Raw genomic sequence first — 20,981 nt, forward strand, 5'->3', positions numbered from 1 at the left:
GCAGCAGCAGGGGTCCCCCGACGCCGCACCTCCAGATCGCGACCACGGGAGCCCCCTCTTGGCCATGCCGCCCGCTGCTTTCCGAAACAGCACAGCCACGACGACCAAGCACATCTTCGTCACCGGGGGTGTCGCCTCCTCGCTCGGCAAGGGTCTGACCGCCTCCAGCCTCGGCATGCTGCTGAAGGCGCGGGGCCTGCGCGTCGTCATGCAGAAGCTCGACCCGTACATCAACGTCGACCCGGGCACGATGAACCCCTTCCAGCACGGTGAGGTGTTCGTCACCAACGACGGTTGCGAGACCGACCTGGACATCGGCCACTACGAGCGTTTCCTCGACCGCGATCTGGACGGCTCCGCCAACGTCACCACCGGCCAGGTGTACTCCACCGTCATCGCCAAGGAGCGGCGCGGCGAGTACCTCGGCGACACCGTGCAGGTCATCCCGCACATCACCAACGAGATCAAGCACCGCATCCGCCGCATGGCGACGGACGAGGTGGACGTCGTGATCACCGAGGTGGGCGGCACGGTCGGCGACATCGAGTCGCTGCCGTTCCTGGAGACGGTCCGTCAGGTGCGGCACGAGGTCGGCCGGGACAACGTCTTCGTGGTGCACATCTCGCTGCTGCCCTACATCGGCCCGTCCGGTGAGCTGAAGACCAAGCCCACCCAGCACTCGGTGGCCGCGCTGCGCAACATCGGCATCCAGCCGGACGCGATCGTGCTGCGCTGCGACCGTGAGGTCCCGACCGCGATCAAGCGCAAGATCTCGCTGATGTGCGACGTCGACGAGGCCGCCGTGGTGGCCTGCCCGGACGCCCCGTCCATCTACGACATCCCCAAGACCGTCCACTCCGAGGGCCTGGACGCCTACGCCGTCCGCAAGCTGGACCTGCCGTTCCGCGACGTGGACTGGACGACCTGGGACGACCTGCTCGACCGGGTGCACAGCCCGGAGCACGAGATCACCATGGCGCTGGTCGGCAAGTACATCGACCTGCCCGACGCCTATCTGTCGGTGACCGAGGCGCTGCGCGCGGGCGGCTTCGCCAACAAGACCCGCGTCAAGATCAAGTGGGTCACCTCCGACGACTGCAAGACCCCGGCCGGTGCCGAGCAGCAGCTCGCCGACGTGGACGCGATCTGCATCCCCGGCGGCTTCGGCGACCGCGGTGTCTCCGGCAAGGTCGGTGCCATCCGGTACGCCCGCGAGAACCGCGTCCCGCTGCTCGGTCTCTGCCTGGGCCTGCAGTGCATCGTCATCGAGGCGGCCCGCAACCTCGCCGGGATCGCCGACGCCAACTCCACCGAGTTCGACCCGGCGACCTCCCACCCGGTCATCTCCACCATGGCCGAGCAGCTCGACATCGTCGCCGGTGAGGGCGACATGGGCGGCACCATGCGGCTGGGCATGTACCCGGCGAAGCTGGCCGAGGGCTCGATCGTGCGCGAGGTGTACGACGGCAAGGAGTACGTCGAGGAGCGGCACCGGCACCGCTACGAGGTGAACAACGCCTACCGCGCGGAACTGGAGAAGAAGGCCGGGCTCCAGTTCTCCGGCACCTCCCCGGACGGCAAGCTCGTCGAGTACGTGGAGTACCCGCGCGACGTCCACCCGTACCTGGTCGCCACGCAGGCCCACCCGGAGCTGCGCTCGCGCCCGACCCGCCCGCACCCGCTGTTCGCCGGGCTGGTGAAGGCCGCGGTCGAGCGGAAGACCTCGAAGTAACACGACAGTTGTACGGTGGCCGGGGCGCGCGCATTCAACGGCGCGGGCCCCGGTTTTCCTCGTACGTGTGGAAGGGCAGGGGCATGACGATCAAGGACACCCCCGAGGAGTGGGAGATCCGGGCGACGGACACCCCCTTCGTGGGCAACAAGACCTCCGTCCGCACGGACGACGTGGTCATGCCCGACGGGACCGTGGTCCGCCGCGACTACCAGGTGCACCCCGGCTCGGTGGCCGTCGTCGCCCTCGACGAGGCCGACCGGGTGCTGGTCCTGCGCCAGTACCGCCACCCCGTGCGCCACAAGCTCTGGGAGATCCCGGCCGGGCTGCTCGACGTCCCCGGCGAGAACCCGCTGCACGCCGCCCAGCGCGAGCTGTACGAGGAGGCGCACGTCAAGGCCGAGGACTGGCGGGTGCTGACCGACATCTACACCACGCCCGGCGGCTGCGACGAGGCCGTACGCGTCTTCCTCGCCCGGGGTCTGTCCGACGCCGAGGGCGAGCGCTTCGAGGCCGAGCACGAGGAGCTGGACCTGGAACTCGCGCGGCTGCCCGTCACGGACCTGGTGCGCGGGGTGCTGGCCGGGGAACTGCACCACACCCCACTGGTGGTCGGCGTGCTGTCCCTGGTGGCCGCCCGCGCGGGTGACGGGCTCGACGCGCTGCGCCCGGCGGAGGCGCCCTGGCCCGCGCGTCCCTTCGAGGCCTGAGCGGCGCCCGACGCTGCCGGTGTGACGATCGCCTGATCCGATCGGGGGATGTCCCCGCCCCGCTCACCGCGGATCGCCGCAGGGCCTGAACTAGGCTCTGAAAGCGCCCGAACCGGAGTCCCGGCGGGCTTTGCGCGTGCGGTGGAACGGGAGCGTGACCCGTGACGGATCAGGCGGTGGACACGGACGGCGTCGAGCTGTCGGAATCCGCGTCGGCTCAGAGCCGGTTCCTGGGCCGTACCCGCGAGCTGAAGGAGCTGCGCGCCGACATCGAGCGCGCGGGCCTCGACACCCTGGCCGGAAAGAAGGCCCCCCGCGCGCGCGTGCTGCTCATCGCGGGCCGCCCCGGCTCCGGCCGCACCGCGCTGGCCGAGGAGCTGGTACGGCAGGTCGGGCAGCGCTACCCCGACGGGGTGCTGCGCGCCCGGCTCAGCGAGCCCGACGGCACGCCCGTGCCGACCGAGGCCGCCGCGCGTGACCTGCTCACCGCCCTGGAGCTGACCGCCCCGGCGGGCGCCGGCATCGACGACCTCTCCGCCGCCCTGCGCGACGCGCTGGCCGGTCGCCGGGCGATCCTGCTGCTGGACGACGCGGCCACCGCCCAGCAGGTCGACGACCTGCTCCCGGACACCGCCGACTGCCTGGCCGTCGTCGTCGCCCAGGGCCCGCTCACCGGCATCTCGGACGTCCGCCCGTGCACCCTGGGCGGCCTGGACACCAAGTCCGCGGTGGAGCTGCTGTCCCGGCACACCGGCTCGGTGCGCATCACCGTCGACCCGCGCGCCGCCGAGGGCCTGGTGGAGGCGTGCCAGGGCCAGCCCGCCGCGCTGACGCTGGCCGGGGGCTGGCTGGCCGCCCGCCCCAAGGCGGCCGTCGCCGACCTCGCCAAGCAACTGCGCACCGAGGGCGACGACGCGACCCCGCTGAGCCGGGTCTTCCGGCTCGTCCACCGGTCGCTGCCGGGCGCCGCCGCCCGGATACTGCGACTGCTCGCGCTCGCCCCCGCCGGGCTCGTCGACCCGCACACCGCCTCCGCGCTCGCCGGATGCTCGGTCGGCTCCGCCCGCACCACCCTCGACGACTTCGCCGCCATGGGGCTGCTGCGGGCGGTGGAGTCGCCGCTGCCGCAGTACGAGGTGCCGGGGTGTCTGCACCCCCTGCTACGGACCCTGAGCGGGTCCCAGGACCGCCCGGCCGAGCTGCAGCTGGCCCGCGCCCGGATGCTGGAGCGCACGGTACGGCTGCTGCAGTCGTGCCGGGCCATCACCGAGACCGACAGCCCGCAGGCCCGCGAGAAGCTGCTCGGCATGCCGCGCTCCCTGCGGTTCCCGAGCCCCCGGGCGGCGGCCGAGTGGCTGACCCTCGGGCGGCCCGCCCTGCTGGCCTCGGCCCGGCTCGCGGTCGCCGACGGCGAGCTGGACACGCTGGCCAGACGGCTGCTGTCGCAGCTGGTGCGGGCGATGGTCGCGCACTTCGGCACCCAGGCCGCGGCGCCCGACCTGTACGGCATCCACGGCCTCGTGCTGGACGTCGCCGAGCGCCGCGACCTGCCCCGGGAGCAGGCGGCGGCGCTGCTCAACCTGGGCGACCTGGACGCCCGTACCGGCCGCACCACCGACGCGCTGGCCCGGTACCGGGCCGCGCTGGACGCCGGACGGGAGGCGAACGACCCGTATGCGACCGGCCGCGCGATGGAATCCGTAGGCGGCGCGTACCTGGAGCTGGCCGACTACGACCGGGCCGCCGACTGGTTCGGCCGGGCCCTCACCGAGCGGCTGGCCCGCGACGAGCGCGAGGACGCCGCCCGGCTGTACGGCCGCATCGCCGCCGCCCACACCTACGCGGGCCGGTACGGCGAGGCGCAGCGCGGCTGGCGTGCGGCGGCGGCCTTCCTGCGCAGGCTGGACGACGTGGCCGGGCACGCCCGGGCGCTCAGTGAGCTGGCCCGGGTCCAGGAGTACGCGGGGCGGCCCGAGGAGTCGCTGCGCACCTGCCAGGAGGCCGTGGAGTGGGCCCGCCGCGCCGACGACGCACGGCTGCAGGCCGCGCTGCACCTGCGGATCGCCGACACCCTGGACCACCTCGGCGACCCCACGGCGGCCGGGCTGCACCGCAGCGCCGCGGAGCGGATGCTGGGGGAGGAGCCCCAGGACGGGACCGCGCCGGAGCCCCAGGACGGCGATACCCCAGTTCCAGCCATGGAACAAGCCGATAACGCCTGCGAAATCCGTAGTACATCCGCTGAAGATTGATGCAATGAAAGGCTAGACAGCGGGAACACCTTCATTAGACTGGCTCTGCCGCACGTTCTCCTGCGGTGTCTCCCGGTGTGCCCTGAACATCCGGGTATGTCGCGCTATACACCCTCTGAGCCAAGGACCGTGATCGACGTGAAGGTCGGCATCCCCCGCGAGGTCAAGAACAACGAGTTCCGGGTGGCCATCACCCCCGCCGGCGTGCACGAGCTGGTGCGCAACGGCCACCAGGTCGTCATCGAGCGCGGCGCGGGCGTCGGCTCCTCGATCACGGACGACGAGTACGTCGCCGCCGGTGCCGCGATCCTGGGCACCGCCGACGAGGTGTGGGCCGCCGCCGACCTGCTGCTGAAGGTCAAGGAGCCCATCGCCGAGGAGTACCACCGGCTCCGCAAGGACCAGACGCTTTTCACCTACCTGCACCTGGCCGCGTCCAAGGAGTGCACGGACGCCCTCGTCGAGTCCGGCACCACCGCGATCGCCTACGAGACGGTCGAGCTGCCGAACCGCTCGCTGCCCCTGCTCGCCCCGATGTCCGAGGTCGCGGGCCGCCTCGCCCCCCAGGTCGGCGCCTACCACCTGATGCGCGCGGCCGGTGGCCGGGGCGTGCTGCCCGGCGGTGTCCCCGGTGTCACCCCGGCCAAGGCGGTCGTCATCGGCGGCGGCGTGTCCGGCTGGAACGCCACGCAGATCGCCGTCGGCATGGGCTTCGACGTGACCCTGCTGGACCGCGACATCAACAAGCTGCGCGAGGCCGACCGGATCTTCGGCACCAGGGTCAAGGCGATCATGTCCAACTCCTTCGAGCTGGAGAAGGCCGTCCTGGAGGCCGACCTCGTCATCGGCGCGGTGCTGATCCCGGGCGCCAAGGCGCCCAAGCTGGTCACCAACGAGCTGGTGTCCCGGATGAAGCCGGGAAGTGTCCTTGTCGACATCGCGATCGACCAGGGCGGCTGCTTCGAGGACTCGCGTCCCACCACGCACGCCGAGCCGACCTTCCCGGTGCACGGCTCGGTCTTCTACTGCGTCGCCAACATGCCCGGCGCGGTGCCCAGCACCTCCACCAACGCCCTCACCAACGCCACGCTGCCGTACATCGTCTCGCTGGCCAACAACGGCTGGGTCGAGGCGCTGCGCCGTGACCCCGCGCTCGCCAGGGGCCTCAACACCCATGACGGCCAGGTCGTTTACAAGGAGGTCGCGGAGGCGCACGGGCTGGCGCACGTGGAGCTGGAGACCCTGCTCGGCTGACCCGCCCCGGACGCCGTGCGGTTAAGTCACCTTTTCGTAAAGGCGATAGGTCAACACGGCTCGTCAACCTCGCACACCCGGCCGGACCTTGCCCGACAAGGTCCGGCCGGGTGTGTGTATGGTCACTTTGCGCCGCTCGGTCAACTCGCCTCGAACGTAACCCTTCCACCGATTCGCACACCCGTGAAACCTGCCGTGCGACGGCCGTACGCCCTTGACAGAGGGATGTTTCATTGCCGACACATCCTGCCGGGTCCGGCGGATTGTGTTGCTGCGGACGCCCGACACGCCATAGAGTCGCCAACCGTCGGCATGGTGCCACGCTGACCTGTCTAGAAGTTTCCTGGTCACCAAGGAGGTAAGACGACTTGTGAATGAGTCGACATTTTCTCCCGGGGGTGGTCATCCAGGAACGCCGGTGCGGAGCCAGGTCTCCGCGGGGTTCGAGGCTGTCGGCTCCGTCGCGGTGCGCACCTTCGCAGCCCACCAGGGTCACCAGACCTCAGCGGTGACCCGCCCAGCACACCAGAGCATGGATGGCCATCACGTGAACGCCATGGCCGGCGACGGAAGTGGCGCGCCCCACAACCACTTCGCCGACTACGACGAACTGCCCGACGGGCACTTCTACGACCCCGACGCCGAGTACGAGCCCGATCCGGAGTACGCGGCCACGCTCGCGCCCGACGCGGCCCGACAGCGCCGTGAGCGCATCGGTCCGACCGGTCGCCCGCTGCCGTACTTCCCGATCCCGGGTCCGCTGACCGACCACGGTCCCGCGAAGATCATCGCGATGTGCAACCAGAAGGGCGGCGTGGGCAAGACCACGTCCACCATCAATCTGGGCGCCGCGCTCGCGGAGTACGGGCGCCGGGTACTGCTCGTCGACTTCGACCCGCAGGGCGCGCTGTCGGTCGGTCTCGGCGTCAACCCCATGGAGCTGGACCTCACCGTCTACAACCTGCTCATGGAGCGGGGCCTGTCGGCCGACGAGGTGCTGCTGAAGACGGCGGTCCCCAACATGGACCTGCTGCCCAGCAACATCGACCTGTCCGCCGCCGAGGTCCAGCTGGTCTCCGAGGTCGCCCGCGAGTCGTCGCTGCAGCGCGCGCTGAAGCCGCTGCTGCCCGACTACGACTACATCGTGATCGACTGCCAGCCCTCGCTCGGTCTGCTCACGGTCAACGCCCTGACGGCCGCCCACAAGGTGATCGTCCCGCTGGAGTGCGAGTTCTTCGCGCTGCGCGGTGTGGCGCTGCTGACGGAGACCATCGAGAAGGTGCAGGAGCGGCTCAACCCCGAGCTGGAGCTGGACGGCATCCTGGCCACGATGTACGACTCCCGGACCGTGCACAGCCGCGAGGTGCTCGCGCGGGTCGTCGAGGCCTTCGACGACCACGTCTACCACACGGTCATCGGGCGCACGGTCCGCTTCCCGGAGACCACGGTCGCCGGTGAGCCGATCACCACGTACGCCTCCAACTCCGTTGGCGCCGCCGCCTACCGCCAGCTCGCCAGGGAGGTGCTCGCCCGGTGTCACGCCGAGTGAGTCTGCCGGGGGCCGACGAACTCTTCCGTACGACAGGGGGCATGGCGCTCCAGGCGTCCACCCCGAGACGACAGGCCAACGGCGAGGCCCGGGTGCCCGCGCCCGCCGGGGAGAGCGACCAGACGGCCGCCACCGAGGACGCGCCCCAGTCCGTGCCCGCGCAGGGCGGTGACGGCGACGGGGCGGAGCATGTCGCGGCCGACGCCGAGCCCGCGGAGGGCGGAGGTGAGACCCGTAGCCGGGCCACAGAGCGCTCCACGCGCCGTCAGACGGCGCAGGAAGGTTCTGGCGGCGCCCAGCCGCAGGCCCAGTCCCGCAAGCGCGGACGCACCGCCTCACGCCGCCCCAGCGGGCGCGAGCGCCACGACGAGAAGATCACGGTCTATGTCTCCGCCGAGGAGCTGATGGACCTCGAGCACGCCCGCCTCGTCCTCCGGGGCGAGCACGGCCTGGCGGTCGACCGCGGCCGGATCGTCCGCGAGGCCGTCGCGGTCGTCCTCGCCGACCTGGAGACCCGGGGGGACGCCAGCATCCTCGTACGGCGGCTGCGGGGGCGGTAGGGGTAGCCTGCGGGGGTTATGACCACCCCTGGTGCCTCTGTCCCCGCGTCCGGCCGTGCCGGGCGTCGGCGTGCGCTGGGGAAGGGGCCGGGGGCTCCGGCCGAGCAGGAGCCGCTGGTCGAGGCGGCGGTGGCCGTCGAGGTGGCGCCGGAACGTGAACCGGCCGAGGTGCTTCCAGGGCCCGCACCGGCCGAGGTGGCGCCGGAACGTGAACCGGCCGAGGTGCTTCCAGGGCCCGCACCGGCCGAGGTGCCCCCAGGATCCGAGCCGGGCGAAGAGACCGACGACGGTGTCTTCAAGGTGCGGCTCGCGAACTTCGAGGGGCCCTTCGATCTGCTGCTCCAGCTGATCTCCAGGCACAAGCTGGACGTCACCGAGGTCGCGCTGTCGAAGGTGACCGACGAGTTCATGGCGTACATCCGGGCGCTGGGGCCGGACTGGGACCTGGACGAGACGACCGAGTTCCTGGTCGTCGCCGCCACGCTGCTCGATCTGAAGGCGGCCCGGCTGCTGCCCGCCGCCGAGGTGGAGGACGAGGCCGACCTGGCGCTGCTCGAGGCGCGCGACCTGTTGTTCGCGCGGCTGCTCCAGTACCGGGCGTACAAGCAGGTCGCCGACATCTTCAGCGGCAGACTGGAGGCCGAGGCCCGCCGCTACCCCCGTACCGTCGGACTCGAACCGCACCACGCCGAGCTGCTGCCGGACGTCGTCATCAGGATCGGCCCGGAGGGGTTCGCCCAGCTCGCCGTCAAGGCGATGCTGCCCAAGCCCAAGCCGCAGGTGTACGTCGAGCACATCCACGCCCCGCTGGTCAGCGTGCGGGAGCAGGCCGGGATCGTGGTCGCGCGGCTGAAGGAGCTGGGCGAGGCCAGCTTCGGCACGCTCGTCGAGGACACCGACGACACCCTGACCGTCGTGGCCCGGTTCCTGGCGCTGCTCGAGCTGTACCGGGAGAAGGCCGTCGCGCTGGACCAGGAGACGGCCCTCGGGGAGCTGCTGGTGCGCTGGACCGGTGGGGACGGGGAGGCCGCCCCCACCGTCACCGACGAGTTCGACCGACCGCCGGAGACGCCCGGGGAGGAGAGGAAGCCGTGAGCGAGGGGACCACCGGCGTGCCGACCGTCGCCGATCTCGATCTCAAGCCCGCCCTGGAGGCCGTCCTGATGGTCGTGGACGAACCCGCGACCGAGGAGCACCTCGCGAGGATCCTCCAGCGGCCCCGGCGGCAGATCGCGGACGCGCTGCGCGCCCTGGCCGACGAGTACACCGTGCAGGGCCGCGGCTTCGAGCTGCGGCTGGTCGCGGGCGGCTGGCGCTTCTACACCCGGCCCGAGTACGCGGCGGCCGTCGAGGGCTTCGTCCTGGACGGCCAGGTGGCGCGGCTCACCCAGGCCGCGCTGGAGACGCTCGCCGTGGTCGCGTACCGCCAGCCGGTCAGCCGTAGCAGGGTCTCCGCGGTGCGCGGAGTGAACTGCGACGGCGTGATGCGCACCCTGTTGCAGAGGGGCCTGATCGAGGAGGCGGGCGCGGAACCCGAAACAGGTGCGATCCTGTACAGGACGACGAACTACTTCCTGGAGCGGATGGGCCTGCGCGGCCTGGACGAACTTCCGGAACTCGCGCCCTTCCTCCCCGAGGCGGAGGCGATCGAGGCCGAGACGCAGGAAGGCGTGCCGTCGTTCGATCCGGACGCTCCGGATTCCGAGGACGCAGACGACAAGACGACGGAACTTTGATGCGAAGCAGCGGCAGCGGCAAGAGCGGCGGGCGCGGTAACCACCGCGGTGCCGGTAACGACAGGGACCAGAAGCAGGGGCAGCAGGGCCGCCCCCGCAAGCCCCGCCCCGAGGAGCGCCGCTACGACGTGGGCCCCGGCGCCACCAAGGACGGCCCGAAGGCGGGGCGCGGCGCGTCCGCGCGCGGTGCCGCCAAGGGCGGACCCAAGCAGGGCGGCCAGGGCCGGGGCCGTACGGTGCCCGCGCGGTCCCGGGAGTACGACGCCCGGGTCGAGGAGCGCAACCGGGAGCGGTACGCGGGCAAGAAGGACGTCAAGCTGCCCAAGACCTTCCCCGGCGCCGAGCAGGAGGGCGAGCGCCTGCAGAAGGTCCTCGCGCGCGCGGGCTACGGCTCCCGGCGCGCCTGCGAGGAGCTGATCGAGCAGGCCCGGGTCGAGGTCAACGGCGAGATCGTGCTCGAGCAGGGCAAGCGGGTCGACCCGGAGCACGACGAGATCAAGGTCGACGGGCTCACCGTCGCCACGCAGTCGTACCAGTTCTTCTCGCTGAACAAGCCCGCCGGGGTCGTCTCCACCATGGAGGACCCGGAGGGCCGCCAGTGCCTGGGCGACTACGTCACCAACCGCGAGACCCGGCTGTTCCACGTCGGGCGCCTGGACACCGAGACCGAGGGCGTCATCCTGCTCACCAACCACGGTGAGCTGGCCCACCGCCTGACCCACCCGCGGTACGGCGTCAAGAAGACCTACCTCGCGCACATCGTCGGCCCGATCCCGCGCGACATGGGCAAGCGCCTGAAGGACGGCATCCAGCTGGAGGACGGCTACGCGCGCGCGGACCACTTCCGCGTCGTCGAGCAGACCGGCAAGAACTACCTCGTCGAGGTCACCCTGCACGAGGGCCGCAAGCACATCGTGCGCCGCATGCTCGCGGAGGCGGGCTTCCCCGTCGACAAGCTGGTGCGCACCGCCTTCGGCCCGATCACCCTGGGCGACCAGAAGTCGGGCTGGCTGCGCAGGCTGTCCAACACCGAGGTCGGGATGCTGATGCAGGAGGTCGACCTGTAGGCCGCGCCTGAGGGTTGTCTCCGACGGCCACCCCCTTTTATAGTCGCAGTGACTATTAAAGGGGGTGGCCGTCGCCATGCACGGCTACGACAAGCACGCCTACGAACCCTTCGCCGTCACCGTCGACCTCGCGGTCTTCACCCTCCGCGCGGGCGCCCTGCACGTCCTGCTCGTCGAGCGCGGACAGGAGCCGTACGCCGGTCACTGGGCGCTCCCCGGCGGCTTCGTGCGGCCGACGGAGTCCGCGGAGACGGCGGCCCGGCGCGAACTCGCCGAGGAGACCGGGCTCGACGACGTGACCGGGCTGCACCTGGAGCAGCTGCGGACCTACAGCGAGCCCGGCCGCGACCCCCGCATGCGGGTCGTGTCCGTCGCCTTCACCGCCCTGCTGCCGGACGCCCCCGAGGCGCGGGGCGGCAGCGACGCCGCGCAGGCCCGCTGGGTGGGCCACGACGCCGTCGGGCCGCTCGCCTTCGACCACGACCGGATCCTGGCCGACGCGCGCGAGCGCGTCGGCGCCAAGCTGGAGTACTCCTGCCTGGCCACCGCCTTCTGCCCGCCCGAGTTCACCCTCGGCGAGCTGCAGCAGGTCTACGAGACCGTCTGGGGCACCGCCCTTGACCGGCCCAACTTCCGGCGCAAGGTGCTCGCGACGCCGGGCTTCGTCGAGCCGGTGCCCGGTGCGGCACGGCTGACCGGCGGCCGGGGCAAACCCGCCGCGCTGTACCGCGCGGGCCCCGCCACCGCCCTGCACCCGCCCCTCCTCCGCCCGTCCCGGGAAGGACGCCCCGCATGACCACGACCACCGTCACCAAGCGCGCCGCCACCGGCGCGCTCACCGGCCTCGCCCTCGGCGACGCGCTCGGCTTCCCGACCGAGTTCAGCGACGTGCCGTCGATCCTCGCCAAGTGCGGGCCCTGGCGGGAGATGCGGCTGCCGACGCCCGCCGTCGTCACCGACGACACCCAGATGACGCTGGCGCTGGGGCGGGGGCTGCGGACGGCGATGGACCGGGGGCTGCTGGGGCCGAAGCGGATGGAGCGGCCGGTGCGGGAGGAGTTCGTGGACTGGTACCAGTCGCCGGAGAACAACCGCGCGCCCGGCCGTACCTGCCTCGTCGCGTGCGACCTGCTGAAGGCTCCCGACCGCCCCTGGCAGGACGCCAGCCAGATCCACTCCAAGGGCTGCGGCGCCAACATGCGCGTCGCCCCGGTCGGCCTCGTCCCCGGCCTCAGCGACGAGCAGCGCGCGGGTGCCGCCCAGCTGCAGGCCGCGCTCACCCACGGGCATCCGACGGCGCTCGCCGCCTCCGACCTCACCGCACACGCCGTACGGCTGCTCGCGCAGGGGGCCGAGCCGACCGGGCTCGTCGGGCTGTTGCGGTCGTACGCCTACGAGAACCGCACCCGGTACCACGAGCGCTGGCTCGGCGACCTGTGGACGCGGGCCCAGGACCCCAGCGCCGAGCACTTCATCGCGCGCGGGTGGGACGAATGCCTGGAGATCCTGGAGCGCCTTCAGCGGGCCGTGCGGACGGTGTCGCCGGAGACCGACCCGTGCCTGGCCACCGGCGAGGGCTGGATCGCGGAGGAGGCGCTGGCGACCGGCCTGCTGTGCTTCCTGCTGTTCGTCGACGAACCGCTCACCGCCCTGCGCCGCGCGGCCTGCACCTCCGGCGACTCGGACTCCATAGCCTGCCTGGCCGGTGCCTTCGCGGGGGCGTACCTCGGCGCCGACGTCTGGCCGACCGAGTGGGCGGACCGGATCGAGTACCGGGGGGAGCTGGTGACGCTGGGGGCGCTCTGGGACGCCTGAGGTCAGTGCGCCGAGGCGCGGCGGACCCGGACCAGGAAGTCCTGCACGCGGCGCCGGTCCGGTTCGGGCGCAAGCGGGGTGCGGGAGAGGGCCTCCTCCGCCTCCGCCTCCAGCCGGGTCAGCCAGGACTCGACCTGCGGCCAGGAGACCTCGCCGCGCTTCACGGCGAGCAGCGGTTCACGCTGGTCGCCGACGTCGACGCGCAGACGGCCGGTGCGCAGCAGGTCGCGGGCGCTCATCAGCAGCCGCAGCAGATGCATGGCGTGCTTCCAGCGGGGCGCGCCGTGCGTACGGACGTCGGCCTCCAGCTTCTTGCGCTGGCCGTGGGCGTACCGGGTGAACGACAGGTGCGCCTGGCGGGAGAGGAAGGCGCCGCGCAGGGCGAGGAGTTCGCGGCCCGTTTCGTCCGCGTGCTCCACGAGCGGGGAGTGCAGGCACTCCAGGACGTTCGGGTTGGCGCGCAGGGCCAGCTCGCAGAAGCGTTCCAGCTCCCAGCTGAACTGCTCCTCGGCCGGGCCGTCCACATGCGTCGGCGGCTTCTCGAAGCGCCAGAACAGGGGGGTCGGCGCGACGAACACGCCCCGCCGGTCGGTGTCACTGCCGTCGGTCGCCAGGCCGAAGGCGCGCGAGCCCATGACGCAGGCGTAGACGGTGTGGTCGCGTACCAGGGTCGTGGCGGTCTGCGGGCGCATGCCCGGAGCGTACGGGGCGGATCACGCCAGGCGGATCGAATTTCCGTCCACGGTGATCCGCTTTCCGGGCAGCGGCTTGGTCGCCGGGGGGTTGCTCACCGAGCCGTCCGTGATGCTGAACCTGCTGCCGTGGCAGGTGCAGTTGATGGTGCCGTCCGAGACATCGGCCACCGGGCACTGCTGGTGGGTGCAGATGTTCGAGAAGGCCTTGAACTCGCCCTCCTCCGGCTGGGTCACCACCACCTTCGCGTCCTTGAAGACGGTGCCGCCGCCGACCGGGATGTCCGAGGTCTTCGCCAGTTCCTCGCCGGGGGAGGCGTCGGTGCCGGTGTCGGAGCCGGAGTCGCCGTCGCCGCAGCCCGCGGTGAGCGCTGCCGCGCCGGTCGCGAGGAGGACCGTACGCCGGGTGGGGCCGTGGATCATGATCGTCACTCCGTTGGTGCGCGTCCGGGGCAGGCAGCAGCATCCTGGCACCGAAAGCGCCGGGGACGAAGGAACCGCGCGCCGGTGTCCGTGTCTCAGCGGGCGGGCGCGGCGCGTGCGGTCCCGGCGGGCTGACTACGCTGGACGAACGGAGAGCCGAGCTAAGGAGCGGGTTGTGGCGGTACGAGCGGTCCGGGGAGCCGTCCAGCTGGAGCGGGACGAGGCCGGACACATGGACCAGCAGGTCGGGGCCCTGCTCACCGCCGTGCTGGAGCGGAACGGACTGACCACGGACGACCTGATCAGCATCTGGTTCACGGCCACGCCGGACCTGCACTGCGACTTCCCCGCCGCTGCCGCCCGCAAGCTCGGCATCGTCGACGTACCGCTGATCTGCGCGCAGGAGCTGGACATCGCCGGTGCCATGCCCCGGGTGGTCCGGATCCTCGCGCACATCGAGTCCGACCGGGCCCGCGCCGACATCAACCACGTCTACCTCGGTGCCGCCGCCGCCCTGCGCAAGGACATCGCCCAGTGAGAACCGCACTCGTCATCGGCACCGGCCTGATCGGCACCTCCGCCGCCCTGGCCCTGGCCCAGCGCGGGGTCGTCGTCCACCTCACCGACCACGACCCCGAGCAGGCCCGGACGGCCGCCGCGCTCGGCGCCGGGACCGTCGAGGCGCCCGAGGGGCCCGTGGACCTGGCGATCGTCGCCGCCCCGCCCGCCCATGTGGCCGGGGTGCTCGCCGACGCGATGCGGCGCGGCGCGGCCCGCGGCTACCTCGACGTGGCCAGCGTCAAGGGCGGACCGCGCCGGGAGCTGGAGGCGCTGGGGCTCGACCTGGCGCCGTACATCGGCACGCACCCCATGTCGGGGCGGGAGCGGTCCGGGCCGCTGGCCGCTACCGGTGACCTCTTCGAGGGGCGCCCCTGGGTGCTCACACCGACCCGGGACACCGACACCGAGGTGCTGAACCTCGCCCTGGAGCTGGTCTCGCACTGCCGCGCGGTGCCGGTCGTCATGGACGCCGACGCCCACGACCGTGCCGTGGCCCTCGTCTCGCACATGCCGCACCTGGTCTCCAGCCTGGTCGCCGCCCGGCTGGAGAACGCCGAGGAGGCCGCCGTACGGCTGTGCGGGCAGGGCATCCGGGACGTGACCCGGATCGCCGCCTCCGACCCGCGGATGTGGATCGACATCCTCTCCGCGAACCCGGGGCCGGTCGCCGACCTGCTCACGGACGTCGCCGCCGACCTCGACGAGACGGTCCGTGCCCTGCGCGCGCTCCAGTCCTCCGACGAGGCCAAGCGGCTGGACGGGACCTCCGGGATCGAGGACGTCCTGCGGCGCGGCAACGCCGGACAGGTCCGGGTCCCCGGCAAGCACGGGTCCGCGCCGCGGGTCTACGAGGTCGTGGCCGTGCTCATCGACGACCAGCCGGGGCAGCTGGCCCGGATCTTCGCCGACGCGGGGCGGGCCGGGGTCAACATCGAGGACGTGCGCATCGAGCACGCGACGGGGCAACAGGCGGGCCTGGTGCAGCTCATGGTGGAGCCGAAGGCGGCGTCCGTGCTGAGCGCCGCGCTGCGCGAGCGCGGGTGGTCGGTCCGGCAGTAGGGCTCCCGGCGGGACGCGTCGGCCGGACGGGTGAGCGACACCCAGTAACCTTGTCCCGGGCGCACTCCGCCCTCCCCGCCGCCCAGGACCAGGAAAGGTGTCCCCACAGTGGAACGCGCCGCAGTGATTGTCGCCATCGACGGGCCGTCCGGCACGGGCAAGTCGAGCACCTCGAAGGCCGTGGCGGCGCAGCTCGGGCTGAGCTACCTGGACACCGGTGCCCAGTACCGGGCGATCACCTGGTGGATGGTGACCAACGGCATCGACACCGACGACCCGTCCGCGATCGCCGCCGCGGCCGGAAAGCCGGACATCGTCTCCGGTACCGACCCGGCCAACCCGACGATCACCGTCGACGGCACGGACGTCGCCGGGCCGATCCGCACCCAGGAGGTCACCTCCCAGGTCAGCGCGGTCAGCGCGGTGCCCGAGGTGCGGGCCCGGATCACCGAGCTGCAGCGGTCCATCGCGACCGCCGCCGAGCACGGCATCGTCGTCGAGGGGCGCGACATCGGTACGACGGTCCTGCCGGACGCCGATCTGAAGATCTTCCTGACCGCCTCGCCGGAGGCGCGGGCCGCGCGCCGCAGCGGGGAGCTGAAGGGCGCCGACGTGCACAGCACCCGCGAGGCCCTGCTGAAGCGGGACGCGGCCGACTCCAGCCGCAAGGCCTCCCCGCTGGCCAAGGCGGACGACGCCGTCGAGGTCGACACCACCGAGCTGACCCTCGCGCAGGTCATCGAGTGCGTGGTCACCCTCGTCGAGGAGAAGCGGGCCGGGAAGTGACCGAGGTGCCGTCGGCGCGGGGCGCCGAGGTCGGCCGCCGGATCGGCGTCGGCCTGATGTACGGGCTGTGGAGGCCGCGGGTCCTGGGTGCCTGGCGGGTGCCCGCGACCGGTCCGGCGATCCTCGCCGTGAACCACTCCCACAACATCGACGGCCCGATGGTCATGGGCGTGGCGCCCCGGCCGACGCACTTCCTGGTCAAGAAGGAGGCGTTCGTCGGCCCGCTGGACCCCTTCCTGACCGGCATCGGCCAGCTGAAGGTGGACCGCTCGGGCGCCGACCGCACGGCGATCACCCGGGCGCTGGGCGTGCTGGAGGCGGGCGGGGTGCTCGGGATATTTCCCGAGGGCACCCGGGGCGAGGGCGACTTCGCCGCGCTGCGCGCCGGGCTCGCCTACTTCGCCGTCCGCAGCGGGGCGCCGGTCGTCCCGGTGGCCGTGCTGGGAAGTTCCGGGCGGCCCGGACGGTTGATAAAGGCGCTGCCCCCGCTGCGCAGCCGTGTCGACGTGGTCTTCGGAGACCCCTTCGAGGCGGGCGACGGCACCGGCCGCCGTACGCGCACGGCCCTCGACGAGGCCACCGAACGCATCCAGAAGCAGCTCACCACCCACCTGGAAAACGCCAGGCGCCTCACCGGCCGCTAGGCGACACTGAGTAGTGGATCTGTCCGGCCAAACCGGACACGCTCCACCGATCACCACGATGAACGACGAGGTACGGACTTCATGAACGACCACATCCAGCCCGACGGCTCGGCCGGGTTCGAGCACGAGCACGGGGCGCTCGGCGACGCCGAGTACGCGGAGTTCATGGAGCTTGCCGCGGAAGAGGGCTTCGACCCGGAGGAGGTCGAGGGGGCCATCGAGGCGGCCGGGCACGGCCCGCTGCCCGTGGTCGCCGTCGTGGGCCGCCCCAATGTCGGCAAGTCGACCCTGGTGAACCGGATCATCGGCCGCCGCGAGGCCGTCGTCGAGGACAAGCCGGGCGTCACCCGGGACCGGGTCACCTACGAGGCCGAGTGGGCGGGCCGTCGCTTCAAGGTCGTCGACACCGGGGGCTGGGAGCAGGACGTCTTCGGCATCGACGCGTCCGTCGCCGCGCAGGCCGAGTTCGCGATCGACGCCGCCGACGCGGTCGTCTTCGTCGTCGACGCCAAGGTGGGCGCCACCGACACCGACGAGGCGGTGGTACGGCTGCTGCGCAAGGCCGGGAAGCCGGTCGTGCTGTGCGCCAACAAGGTCGACGGCCCGAGCGGCGAGGCCGACGCGTCCTATCTGTGGTCCCTCGGCCTCGGCGAGCCGCACCCGGTCTCCGCGCTGCACGGCCGCGGCACCGGCGACATGCTGGACGCCGTCCTGGAGGCGCTGCCGGATGCGCCGCGCGAGACCTTCGCGGGGGCGGGCCTCGGCGGCCCGCGCCGGGTCGCGCTGATCGGCCGCCCGAACGTCGGCAAGTCCTCGCTGCTGAACAAGGTCGCGGGCGAGGAGCGCGTCGTCGTCAACGAACTCGCGGGCACCACCCGCGACCCCGTCGACGAGCTGATCGAACTGGGCGGCAAGACCTGGAAGTTCGTGGACACCGCCGGTATCCGCAAGCGGGTCCACCTCCAGCAGGGCGCCGACTACTACGCCTCGCTGCGCACCGCCGCCGCCGTCGAGAAGGCCGAGGTCGCCGTCGTCCTGATCGACGGCGCCGACACCATCTCCGTGCAGGACCAGCGCATCGTCACCATGGCGGTGGAGGCGGGCCGTGCGCTCGTCCTCGCCTACAACAAGTGGGACACCCTCGACGAGGAGCGCCGCTACTACCTGGAGCGGGAGATCGAGACCGAGCTGGGCCAGGTGGCGTGGGCGCCGCGGGTCAATGTCTCGGCGCGCACCGGGCGGCACATGGAGAAGCTGGTCCCGGCGATCGAGGCGGCCCTCGCGGGCTGGGAGACCCGGGTGCCCACCGGTCGGCTCAACGCCTTCCTCGGCGAGCTGGTCTCCGCCCATCCGCACCCGGTGCGCGGCGGCAAGCAGCCGCGCATCCTCTTCGGCACCCAGGCGGGCACCAAGCCGCCCCGGTTCGTGCTGTTCGCCAGCGGCTTCATCGAGGCGGGCTACCGGCGCTTCATCGAGCGCCGACTGCGCGAGGAGTTCGGCTTCGAGGGCACGCCGATCCATATCTCCGTGCGGGTGCGGGAGAAGCGCGGGAAGAAGAAGTAGCCGAAAGGGGCGGCCACCGTTCTGGGTGGCCGCCCCTTTCGCTCGTGTCCCCGCGTCAGAAGCCTCTGCGCGGGGCCGGTGGCAGTGCCGCCGGGACGTGGTGCATGCCGGTGGGCTGGTCCCCGAGCTGGCTGAGCTGTCCGACGCGGTGCCACTGGTGTCCCGCCGGTCCCGCGCCGTGGCGGGCCGAGCTGGCGCCCGCGCTGTAGGCGCTGTAGGACGCCGGGGCGGGGATGGAGAACCCGCCCGTACTGTGCGGAACGGCCCCGAAGGCGGTGAAGCCCAGCTCCTCCTCGCCGCTGCGGTCGCCCGGGAGCGAGCGGAACGTCTTGACGTACTCGGCGTAGAGCGAGTCGTAGATCGGCGTGGCCGATGGGCCGCCCTGGGGGTCCTGAACCGGTCGTGCGGAGGCGGCTGACGGGCGGTGGGGGCGGCGGGAAACGTCGTATGCGTGCACGTATGTCCAAACGACCCCGCGGGTCAGGGGATGCGGGCGGCCTCGGGGAGCGCGGGGTACGCCACCCCTGGTGGGCTCAGGTTCCGGCGAGCGGGAGCGCGGCGGCGACCAGCTTGCCGTTCGCGGCGGCCTTGTCGAGCGCCCCGCGGAGCAGGTCCTCGCGGGGCTGGCGGCCGATGGAGCCGACCGGCGCGGCGAACATCAGCACCTGCTGGTGCTTGTTGGCGGCGGCGCGCCAGCTCTCGGTCACCTGGAGCGGCTGGTGCGCCTGCCACCAGGCCACCGGCTGGCCACCGGCCGCGCCCGGCTGGAGCACGGCGTGCAGCCGGCCCATGGCGAGCAGCACCGACCAGCCGTGCAGCACCGGCGGTACGCCGGTCAGCTCGGGCAGCGGCATGAAGCCCTGCTCGATCAGGAGCGGCAGGAAGTCGTCGCCCGCGCCGGTCGCGCCGGGGCGCACGATGGGACCGGTGGGCTCGACGACCAGCGCGGGGTGCAACTCACCGGCGAGCAGGACGAGTCCGCTGGTGACACCGAGGACGGCCTGCTCGGGCACGACCTTCTCCGGCTCCAGGTCGACGGTGTCGCCGCTGATGGACTTCACGGCGCCCCTCAGCTGCTCCTCGGTGACCTGGACGACCTGGGAGGGCAGACAGGTGGAGTGGGCGAAGGCGAGCACGGCGGTCTCGTCCCCGATGAACAGGACGGTGCTGGTCCGCTCGCGTTCGGAGTCGCCTGGGGTGCGGCAGGACGTGCAGTCGTAACTGCCCGGGGTGTTGTCTCCGGCGAGCAGCCGGTCGGCTTCTTCGTCGCCGATCTCGGCGCGTACCTCGTCGCTGACGTCGAGCATGCGCGGCACGGGTGGCTCCCTCGGGATGCGGTGCGTGGCGAGGCCGGGTGGCTCCCGGCCCGTGGTCCGGGTCGGTCCCGGGCTCATGAAGAAGACAACGGGCGATCTGTGGCGGGAGTCACGCCGCACGGCGAACGGAATCGAACCATCCACCGCACAGGGTCACCAGCGCGACGGAATCGGACACTCAGGGTCAACTCCTGTGGCCGTCAAGGAACTTGACGCGGTGAAGTGGGTCACAGATCGATGTCGAAGAGGGTCGACAAATCGGGAAATCGGTGAACGAAAGGGCTGTCCGGAAATAGCTGTTACCTGAGGTAACCCCGAACTGGCCAGCCAGGACGGGGAGTTGGTTGATGCCGACTCGCCGCGCTCCGTACATTCCTCCGCCGTGTGCAACGAGCACCGCTCGGGGACGTCCGCCGGACGTGTCGGCAGCACCAGCGCCGACGCGCAGCACAGCCCACGGCGGACGGGGCGGAGCGCGACGACCGTGCCCCTGCACGGGGACGCGCCCCGTCCGGGGGACCCCGGGTCCGTCGAGAGGGAGTTCCATGTCCGAATGTGCCGATACCACCCGTGACGACGTCCGCGACCCCGTTCGCCGGACACGTACGACCCGTACGACGGCGGTCCTCGCCGGGGCGGCACTGCTCGCCCCGCTCGGACTGCTGGCCGCCACCGGCAACGCCGTGGCGGCGGACGGCGGAGTGTGGGACCGCATCGCCCAGTGCGAGAGCGGCGGCAACTGGCACATCAACACCGGAAACGGCTACTACGGCGGCCTTCAGTTCTCCGCGTCCACCTGGCGCGCCTACGGCGGCACCGCCTACGCGCCCACCGCCGACGGGGCCACCAGGGAACAGCAGATCGCCGTCGCCACCAAGGTGCAGCGGGCCCAGGGATGGGGCGCCTGGCCGACCTGCTCGGCACGGGCCGGGGCGTACGGCAGCGCACCGGCGGCGGGGTCCGGCTCGGGCTCCGGGTCCGGCTCCGGGTCCGGCTCGGAGTCGGCCACCAACTCGGTGCCCTCGCAGCCCTCGCAGGCCCCGGCGCGCACCTCGGGACACACCGACCGCGGTGCCTCCCGCGGCGACTACACCGTCCGCGCGGGTGACACCCTCAGCGGGATCGCCGCGCGGCACGGGACCGGCTGGCAGCGCCTGTACGCCGCCAACGAGGCCGTCATCGGCGCGGATCCCGACGTGATCGTGCCCGGGCAGCGGCTCGAGATCTGACGCCGCCCCCTCGCCGAGGGCACGGGTCCCATC

21 protein-coding genes are annotated in these 20,981 nt (G+C 72.3%); 17 read left to right on the forward strand and 4 right to left on the reverse strand.

The features are described from left to right. The first annotated feature begins 64 nt into the window (after window positions 1-64). From ACFVQG_RS21650 to ACFVQG_RS21700, 11 genes are all read left to right on the forward strand, one after another. The gene (locus ACFVQG_RS21650) at window positions 65-1,732 is read left to right on the forward strand and encodes a CTP synthase (protein WP_383385661.1); all 1,668 of its coding nucleotides are present in this window, start codon (window positions 65-67) and stop codon (window positions 1,730-1,732) included. An 83-nt stretch (window positions 1,733-1,815) separates the two neighbouring features. Then, complete coding sequence (locus tag ACFVQG_RS21655) at window positions 1,816-2,442, forward strand: NUDIX domain-containing protein (RefSeq protein ID WP_383385664.1); 627 nt, start codon at window positions 1,816-1,818, stop codon at window positions 2,440-2,442. A gap of 161 nt (window positions 2,443-2,603) precedes the next feature. Further along, entirely contained in the window at window positions 2,604-4,694 is a 2,091-nt protein-coding gene (locus ACFVQG_RS21660) for a tetratricopeptide repeat protein (protein ID WP_383385667.1), read from the forward strand. 129 nt (window positions 4,695-4,823) lie between these two features. Beyond that, a complete protein-coding gene (ald, locus tag ACFVQG_RS21665; protein WP_383385670.1) occupies window positions 4,824-5,948 on the forward strand; it encodes an alanine dehydrogenase in 1,125 nt (374 codons plus the stop codon). Window positions 5,949-6,504: 556 nt separating this feature from the next. Then, window positions 6,505-7,497 carry a ParA family protein gene (locus tag ACFVQG_RS21670; protein WP_383387023.1) on the forward strand — a complete coding sequence of 331 codons (993 nt, stop codon included), beginning with the start codon at window positions 6,505-6,507 and terminating at the stop codon, window positions 7,495-7,497. Continuing rightward, window positions 7,482-8,057, forward strand: a complete 576-nt coding sequence (locus ACFVQG_RS21675) for a hypothetical protein (RefSeq protein ID WP_383385673.1) — start codon at window positions 7,482-7,484, stop codon at window positions 8,055-8,057. Before ACFVQG_RS21670 ends, ACFVQG_RS21675 begins: the two co-directional genes overlap by 16 nt. Before the next feature lie 18 nt (window positions 8,058-8,075). Continuing rightward, window positions 8,076-9,152: a segregation and condensation protein A gene (locus ACFVQG_RS21680; protein WP_383385676.1), complete on the forward strand. Its 1,077-nt coding sequence runs from the start codon at window positions 8,076-8,078 to the stop codon at window positions 9,150-9,152. Next, window positions 9,149-9,793 (forward strand): SMC-Scp complex subunit ScpB, encoded by a 645-nt coding sequence (gene scpB, locus ACFVQG_RS21685; RefSeq protein WP_383385679.1) that lies wholly within the window; start codon window positions 9,149-9,151, stop codon window positions 9,791-9,793. The genes ACFVQG_RS21680 and scpB overlap by 4 nt, the downstream gene beginning before the upstream one ends. Next, window positions 9,793-10,860, forward strand: a complete 1,068-nt coding sequence (locus tag ACFVQG_RS21690; RefSeq protein ID WP_383385683.1) for a pseudouridine synthase — start codon at window positions 9,793-9,795, stop codon at window positions 10,858-10,860. The genes scpB and ACFVQG_RS21690 overlap by 1 nt, the downstream gene beginning before the upstream one ends. A gap of 76 nt (window positions 10,861-10,936) precedes the next feature. Next, window positions 10,937-11,656, forward strand: a complete 720-nt coding sequence (locus ACFVQG_RS21695; protein ID WP_383387026.1) for an NUDIX domain-containing protein — start codon at window positions 10,937-10,939, stop codon at window positions 11,654-11,656. Then, a complete protein-coding gene (locus ACFVQG_RS21700; protein ID WP_383385686.1) occupies window positions 11,653-12,675 on the forward strand; it encodes an ADP-ribosylglycohydrolase family protein in 1,023 nt (340 codons plus the stop codon). Before ACFVQG_RS21695 ends, ACFVQG_RS21700 begins: the two co-directional genes overlap by 4 nt. A gap of 2 nt (window positions 12,676-12,677) precedes the next feature. Here the strand turns inward: ACFVQG_RS21700 and ACFVQG_RS21705 are convergent, their stop codons facing one another. Both ACFVQG_RS21705 and ACFVQG_RS21710 read right to left on the reverse strand, forming a co-directional pair. Then, window positions 12,678-13,367, reverse strand: coding sequence for a DNA polymerase beta superfamily protein (locus ACFVQG_RS21705; RefSeq protein WP_383385689.1), 690 nt, complete (start codon window positions 13,365-13,367; stop codon window positions 12,678-12,680). Window positions 13,368-13,388: 21 nt separating this feature from the next. Further along, on the reverse strand, window positions 13,389-13,790 hold the full coding sequence (locus ACFVQG_RS21710) for a Rieske (2Fe-2S) protein (protein ID WP_383385692.1): 402 nt from the start codon (window positions 13,788-13,790) through the stop codon (window positions 13,389-13,391). Window positions 13,791-13,965: 175 nt separating this feature from the next. On the opposite strand from ACFVQG_RS21710, the gene aroH reads away from it, so the two are divergent. The 5 genes from aroH (at window position 13,966) to der (ending at window position 18,403) form a co-directional block, all read left to right on the forward strand. Continuing rightward, a complete protein-coding gene (gene aroH / locus ACFVQG_RS21715) occupies window positions 13,966-14,328 on the forward strand; it encodes a chorismate mutase (RefSeq protein ID WP_383385695.1) in 363 nt (120 codons plus the stop codon). Further along, window positions 14,325-15,410 carry a prephenate dehydrogenase gene (locus ACFVQG_RS21720; protein WP_383385698.1) on the forward strand — a complete coding sequence of 362 codons (1,086 nt, stop codon included), beginning with the start codon at window positions 14,325-14,327 and terminating at the stop codon, window positions 15,408-15,410. Before aroH ends, ACFVQG_RS21720 begins: the two co-directional genes overlap by 4 nt. Before the next feature lie 108 nt (window positions 15,411-15,518). Then, window positions 15,519-16,196: a (d)CMP kinase gene (cmk, locus tag ACFVQG_RS21725; protein ID WP_383385701.1), complete on the forward strand. Its 678-nt coding sequence runs from the start codon at window positions 15,519-15,521 to the stop codon at window positions 16,194-16,196. Next, window positions 16,193-16,840 (forward strand): lysophospholipid acyltransferase family protein, encoded by a 648-nt coding sequence (locus tag ACFVQG_RS21730; protein ID WP_383385704.1) that lies wholly within the window; start codon window positions 16,193-16,195, stop codon window positions 16,838-16,840. The genes cmk and ACFVQG_RS21730 overlap by 4 nt, the downstream gene beginning before the upstream one ends. Window positions 16,841-16,921: 81 nt before the next feature. After that, window positions 16,922-18,403, forward strand: coding sequence for a ribosome biogenesis GTPase Der (gene der, locus ACFVQG_RS21735; RefSeq protein ID WP_383385707.1), 1,482 nt, complete (start codon window positions 16,922-16,924; stop codon window positions 18,401-18,403). Window positions 18,404-18,458: 55 nt separating this feature from the next. Here der and ACFVQG_RS21740 read toward each other — a convergent pair whose 3' ends face one another. Beyond that, window positions 18,459-18,860, reverse strand: a complete 402-nt coding sequence (locus ACFVQG_RS21740) for a hypothetical protein (RefSeq protein WP_383385710.1) — start codon at window positions 18,858-18,860, stop codon at window positions 18,459-18,461. A 76-nt stretch (window positions 18,861-18,936) separates the two neighbouring features. Next, window positions 18,937-19,719 carry a hypothetical protein gene (locus ACFVQG_RS21745; protein ID WP_383385713.1) on the reverse strand — a complete coding sequence of 261 codons (783 nt, stop codon included), beginning with the start codon at window positions 19,717-19,719 and terminating at the stop codon, window positions 18,937-18,939. 545 nt (window positions 19,720-20,264) lie between these two features. Here ACFVQG_RS21745 and ACFVQG_RS21750 point away from each other — a divergent pair. Next, a complete protein-coding gene (locus ACFVQG_RS21750) occupies window positions 20,265-20,948 on the forward strand; it encodes a transglycosylase family protein (protein ID WP_383385715.1) in 684 nt (227 codons plus the stop codon). The last annotated feature ends 33 nt before the right edge of the window (window positions 20,949-20,981 follow it).

The organism is Streptomyces sp. NPDC057877, assembly GCF_042796855.1.
Classification (GTDB): domain Bacteria; phylum Actinomycetota; class Actinomycetes; order Streptomycetales; family Streptomycetaceae; genus Streptomyces.